Source organism: Candidatus Zixiibacteriota bacterium (assembly GCA_014728145.1).
In the GTDB taxonomy this organism is placed as follows: domain Bacteria; phylum Zixibacteria; class MSB-5A5; order JAABVY01; family JAABVY01; genus WJMC01.
This window is the reverse complement of record WJMC01000004.1, coordinates 1-5,645: the sequence shown is the minus strand read 5'-3', so window position 1 is coordinate 5,645 and position 5,645 is coordinate 1. Positions and strand designations below refer to the sequence as shown.

The window sequence follows — 5,645 nt, the reverse complement described above, 5'->3', positions numbered from 1 at the left end:
GCGCTTCCCCCGTCACAATCGATAATCGTGGCTTCCGCCCCGTTTTGCGAGGTGATGGTGACAGCCTTGCCATCGGTATGAAGAAAAGTGTTGCCCTCTCCGGAGTAAGTTCCGGGCGCGATAAGCACAGTATCGCCGTCCACAGCTGAATCAATCGCTTCCTGAATAGTTGGGTAGGCCGAGGGGACATCGAATATTTCAGCATTCAACCGAGACACGGTCAGGATTACGGCCAGGCACAGCAGTGCGCGCCTCATACTGGCTCCTCCATCAAAAAATAAATATCTTATTTACCGTATCCTTCTAATTCCGGCTGGTGCTGACAGAATCATTTTCATGACCAATACAAATATAAATTGCTTCCGTAGCTTGTCAAGTATTTAACAACAAGGCACTTTCACGTATAAGCCTGTCCCTAAACCAATTTGACAATCCTGCCGATATATATAATAACTAATTTTTGCTTGACTTCAGCGAGGGAGCTGGTAAATTGAAATCAGCCACTCATAGTTTTCGATATTTACAGCTAAGAAAATCCGCTGAAGTTACGCTGAATCGGGAGTAAAATATGTTAAGTCAATCTGACCAGGGGACTTATCTGGCCTCAGATGATCGCCGACGGCATCCACGGGTCTGCCTCAAATCTGATTTGAGCGCGAGGCGCAAGGATATCTGGATGGATACCAGAAACCTTGTGAGTGGATCCTGTTGCAATCTCTCGATGGGTGGTATCCAGTTCGAGGCAGAGGAAGATTTCCCGCTCGGGACGCTTCTGGAGTTGAATATCCTGCTCGACGGCTGGAACCGCTACAATCCGGGGATCAACGCGATCTGGGCCGAGGGCGACTGCGAACCGTTATCGGTCGCCGGCGAAGTCCTCAGAACAGAAAAAAAGGGTGGCGGATACCTGGTCGCGGCTCGCTTCGTGGAAATGCAACCCTATGATTTCATCGGGCTGCAGAGCTACCTGATGGACCATCGGGCCACTACGGAAATAGCCGGCTGATTTTTCACTTCAGGCAGACAGCATTGATCAGGCAGAGACGCCCGGCATCAATCCTGTAGTCGTGTATTCTTTTTTGGGCAATCAAGTTGCCATCGTGGTCCAGGAAATTTATCTTTAGATCGTATTCCCCCTCTGCAATACTGAAATCTCCCGCATAGATCTCGCCCGGAAGCAGTCTCGACCCTCGCAGGTCAGCATTTTCAATCAAATCCGTCCCGATATCTATCGCCGCTTTTTTCAACCAGCCTTCAAGTCCACCCGTGTCCGCTTTTTCCTTGAGCTCATGAGCCGCCAGTCCCTTCACAATCGCTCGCACCAGAGAACGAAAGTAGATAATCGATTTTTTGGCCTCGAAAGTCTCCCTGGCAACACTGCCAACATCCTCCAAAAGCTGGAGCCGGCCGATCTTCTCATCATCAGCCAGTACGACGATTTGCGACACCCGGCCGGGACGGTAGACGATCTGCGGAATCGCGAACTTGAAATAATAATCCTCGGAAATCGGCAGGTAGACATGACCGTACTCCGCCTCATTTTCGGCATCATCATAAAGCACCTGCACCAGATCGAGATCCTTGTCGGTCCTGATCCTGAGGTTGAGTGCCTCCTTGACCGGAGCCATACCGGTCATCGCGACCACGCTCACAAGCCCGTCCTGATCGGTCGTGAAGCTGATCTCGGGCGGATCGAACTCGTAGACATGGGGCTGGGTCAGGTATGCCTCGCGAAACAGGTTGTAATCCAGCTCAGCATCGTCATAGAGACCATCGGCGGCATACAGATGCATGCTCAGGTAACGAGCGAAAGCGCTGTTATTGAAACGCACTTTCTCGAAATCGTAATCGAAATCGACAGCGCCGCTGTCCGCTCGCATCTTCTCGCGGATCTGATCGGCCGCTTCGGCATACTTCATCTCCAGAAGCTCCAGCTTCAGGTTGGCGCGACGGATCTCCACGAAGGCATCGTCAAAGCGATTCAGCTGTAAATAATTGAGTGCTTTAAACAGATTTGTATAGAGGACTTCATAATCCTCGCCGGCATATTCGAGGATATTGTCGTTGAGTAGAAGCGATGCCGCCGCACGCGAGATGCTCTTGGTAAACAACTCCTCGGCGGCGTGTTCGGCCTCGCTCAGCCACTTATTGCTGAGTTCATAGTTGCCGGCATAGTGATGCGCCAAACCGAGATCGAAATAATACAGGAAACGGTCTTTCTCGGCATACTTGTTTTTCTCACGGGCGAGTTCTATCTGGACAACTGCGGAATCGTATTCACCCGCACGCAGGTCTTCGACAATCGGCTCGTAAAAACCGGTCCGGGTCGAAAGCGAACTGCATCCGCAGGCAAACAGAGCAGATATCAGAACCACGAGCGCCCGCAAGTATATCTGCTTGCGCCGCATCTAATCTACCACCTCGTTCGACCCTGCGAAATACCTTTCTTGATCTCTTTCTGCTGGGTCCAGACTATCTCGTTTGACTCGACATTGATCAACTGCAAATCGGTCTGGTAGAAAACAGTCTTCTTGCCCTCGAGCTGGTCGGTGATCGACTTGACCGAACCCATCAGCAGGTAATCCGCTCCCAGTTCTTCGCGCAGTTTCTTGCGGGTTTCAGCCGAGGCGAACTCATCCTGATCCCAGCGTTCATCGCGCACGTCCTCACGTTCGAACTTGTTGGCCACGAAACGGATACTGCCGGAGTTGATCAGCTCTCTTGTAAAATCGGCGGTGAATGTCTCCATGTCGATATGCTCCGAAGTGCGGTTGCGGATCCGCCCGACGGTTACGACCGGTTTACGGCCGTTGTCAGCCACGAAATTGGTCAGCCAGGGACGGCTGAGGCAGTCTTGAATCATAGCCTCCGCCACCAGACGAGCGTCGGTTTCATTCCACTTACCGCTCAAATCGGTAGTTGATTCCGGGTCCAGACGGGTTACCTCACGCTGTGAACTGCATGAAAAAACAAGACCCGCAACCAACACAAAAAGCATCAGCTTCTTCATCAGATACCCTCCATATATTCTATTTGATTCGAATTCTGTAAAATCTTACGAATCACCTATAATAATGTTTTTTCCCGTTTCAAACAGTTTTATACACCTAAACATAATACCGGATCGTTTACAGCGACCCGGTATTATTTAAAAAAGCAAAATATGTCTAAACAGTTACTTCATGAGTACCATCTTCTTGGAGTCCTCATAATCGTCTGCCTTGAGTCGGTAGAAGTAGATACCGGACGCCACCGGCTGACCGCTATCGTCTGTGCCGTTCCAGACGGTCTCATACTCACCCGCCGGACGCACTTCATCGACCAGCGTGGCCACTTTCTGGCCCAGCAGGTTGTAGACACTCAGGCTGACATCGGCCTGATATTCAAGCGTATAGCGAATCGTGGTCTGCGGGTTGAACGGGTTCGGGTAGTTGTGCTCGAGATCGAATCCCTTCGGGAGCCTCTCGCCGTCATCATCGGCCGATACCACCAGCGAAGTCGACACTCTCGCCCGCAACCCGACTTCATAGGGACGGGTGGCGTTACCCATTTCGGTCCAGCTTGCACCATTTGATGAAGTGTACGTATTTCCAGCGGTATAGGGACCGTAACCATCCACAGGCACCGGGTAACCGTAACCGGTAGTGGTGAATTTTGCCACCACGTAGAAATTGTCGCCGGCGGAAACCTGTGGCATAGAATCCAGCTCGACCGAATAATAGCCGGATTCATTGAAGCTGTTATTGAGTTGCGATGACAGCAGGTTCGACAGGCTTCCCCCGCTGAAGTCATCATACACATACAAGTCGACATCGCTCATAGGCGCCGGAGCCCAGAATTCAATTCGTTTGACATACACATCCGAAGCGCTGCTGAACTTGGCCATACCCCAGTATGTGGGCGTGCTCCCGGTCCCCCAGGAATGAGACTGGCCGGATTCGTCATGGTACAAAAGTTCGCCGTTGGGGTCGTAATTCTGCCAGTCATCGACAAACGATGAGTACTGGCCGATATTGGCGGAACCGTAGGCGATATAGAAATATCCGGCCTCGGCACCGTAGTCGCAGGTCCCCCCCCAGCTCGAACCCCAGCTGTTCTTGACGATCCAGGCACCGGTCCCGAGAGCGTGAGTCAGGGTGTCATCCCAGCCCACGATCGTAACCGCGTGGTTGGTGGAACCGCCTGAATGAGTGAGCACATAGCTACCGTCATAGCCGGAAAACTCGGTCGCCCAGGCATCACTGTCGCCGGCATAAAGCGAAGTGTAAACCGGCCCATAGGCGAAGATATAATCTTTTAAAGTTTGTGTGGGCGGGACAGTACCGGTCGAGATCACTCTCCAGGAGAGCAAGGTCTTCTTGTAATCGCAACTGCTGTTGCAGGAAACATCGCTGGCGACATACGGATCGCAGGATTCCAGCACCGTACCTTTTTTTGAGAGCAGGTTTGCGATTAAAGCGTAGTTTCCGCCACTGCAACTGGTTCCGGAAAGATTGGTTTCCCAGTAGTTGCATTCCTTGGCATTGTCTTCGGAGAAATCGTATAAGTCACTGCTGTCGATCAACACTTTTGATTCGAAGTTGGCCAGGCTTGCGAATGAATAGCAGGCTCCGCAGGAGGACTGGTTTTTCACCGAGGTCACCTTGCCGGTCTCGCGCCAGTCGTAACGGGTGGCTGTCGCGCCGGGAACATGCGGGAGCTGGTCCCAGTCCATATGGTCGCGAATCAAAGTCGGACGTATAAACCCGGTATTTTCGGGAAGGTCGGTTGTGTCGACAGGAGGCAGGCTGGGTGCCACATGGCCTTCGTCTGAGAACAATTGACCGGTTGATCCGGACAGCATAATTACTGAAGTTGCGATAAGAGCGATAACTGTTTTTATCATGGGAAGCTCTCCCCTGTTTGATATTTGAGCGATTATTTCCCGATTAACACTGTATCTTTAAATTCGGCAGATACTTAGCCCGTCTTTACGGGATTTTGTGATTTATTGAGATGAAACATCCCCGAAATCGCTCATTCGAAGACGTGTTCACAACAATGCTCCCATGCCAGAACAAACACTGGTTTTTTGCAAGAGTGCGGTTGCTCCTGCCAGATTAAACATGGATTTCAGAACTCTAGCTTCGAGTGATGCGAACACCTGCTTGCGGATATGACACCAGAGTTACGGCGAGCCTTGATTATAAACCCGGGGGTATTTTTCTTATTTCTGATCGTATATATTATTTTTTTCTTTATATGATGTGGAAATTTCGAGCTTTGGCGCCGCAACTCTGTGCACGGCTGTCACGTCTGCCCAGGTATCTGTCGTGATCGCATACGGCTATGAGAGTCATTCAGTGCGCGGGAGCATGTGTGCAAAAACCGGCATCAGCATCAGTATTGTCATCCAATATAAAGCCCACCAAATCCGGAGGAGACCTACCGATCTCGGTCACCATGCCCACGATATGCGCACACGCAACCCTTATGCTGATGAGGCACCCGATTTTTGTTGCTTGTTAATTCACACTCACCGGCAGAAATCGTCTTGGATTCATCATTCAGGTCACACTTGATCTTTAATTTCTACAGCGCAAACCGATCTTTCATGATGCTTCTGCTGTAAGATTACATTGGGTAAGATTACTTCAGGCCAGCAT

5 protein-coding genes are annotated in these 5,645 nt (G+C 50.9%); 1 reads left to right on the top strand and 4 read right to left on the bottom strand.

Going from position 1 to position 5,645, the window contains the following annotated elements; genetic code table 11:
* Window positions 1-257: hypothetical protein (locus tag GF404_00285; protein MBD3380608.1), on the bottom strand; the 257-nt coding region annotated here is incomplete at its 3' end.
* 311 nt (window positions 258-568) lie between these two features.
* On the opposite strand from GF404_00285, the gene GF404_00280 reads away from it, so the two are divergent.
* Entirely contained in the window at window positions 569-1,006 is a 438-nt protein-coding gene (locus tag GF404_00280; protein MBD3380607.1) for a hypothetical protein, read from the top strand.
* 4 nt (window positions 1,007-1,010) lie between these two features.
* Here the strand turns inward: GF404_00280 and GF404_00275 are convergent, their stop codons facing one another.
* The 3 genes from GF404_00275 to GF404_00265 all read right to left on the bottom strand — a co-directional run bounded on the left by GF404_00275 (window position 1,011) and on the right by GF404_00265 (window position 4,885).
* A complete protein-coding gene (locus GF404_00275) occupies window positions 1,011-2,408 on the bottom strand; it encodes a hypothetical protein (GenBank protein ID MBD3380606.1) in 1,398 nt (465 codons plus the stop codon).
* A 5-nt stretch (window positions 2,409-2,413) separates the two neighbouring features.
* Window positions 2,414-3,010: a penicillin-binding protein activator LpoB gene (gene lpoB / locus GF404_00270; protein ID MBD3380605.1), complete on the bottom strand. Its 597-nt coding sequence runs from the start codon at window positions 3,008-3,010 to the stop codon at window positions 2,414-2,416.
* A 165-nt stretch (window positions 3,011-3,175) separates the two neighbouring features.
* Window positions 3,176-4,885 carry a T9SS type A sorting domain-containing protein gene (locus GF404_00265; GenBank protein ID MBD3380604.1) on the bottom strand — a complete coding sequence of 570 codons (1,710 nt, stop codon included), beginning with the start codon at window positions 4,883-4,885 and terminating at the stop codon, window positions 3,176-3,178.
* Window positions 4,886-5,645: the final 760 nt, after the last annotated feature.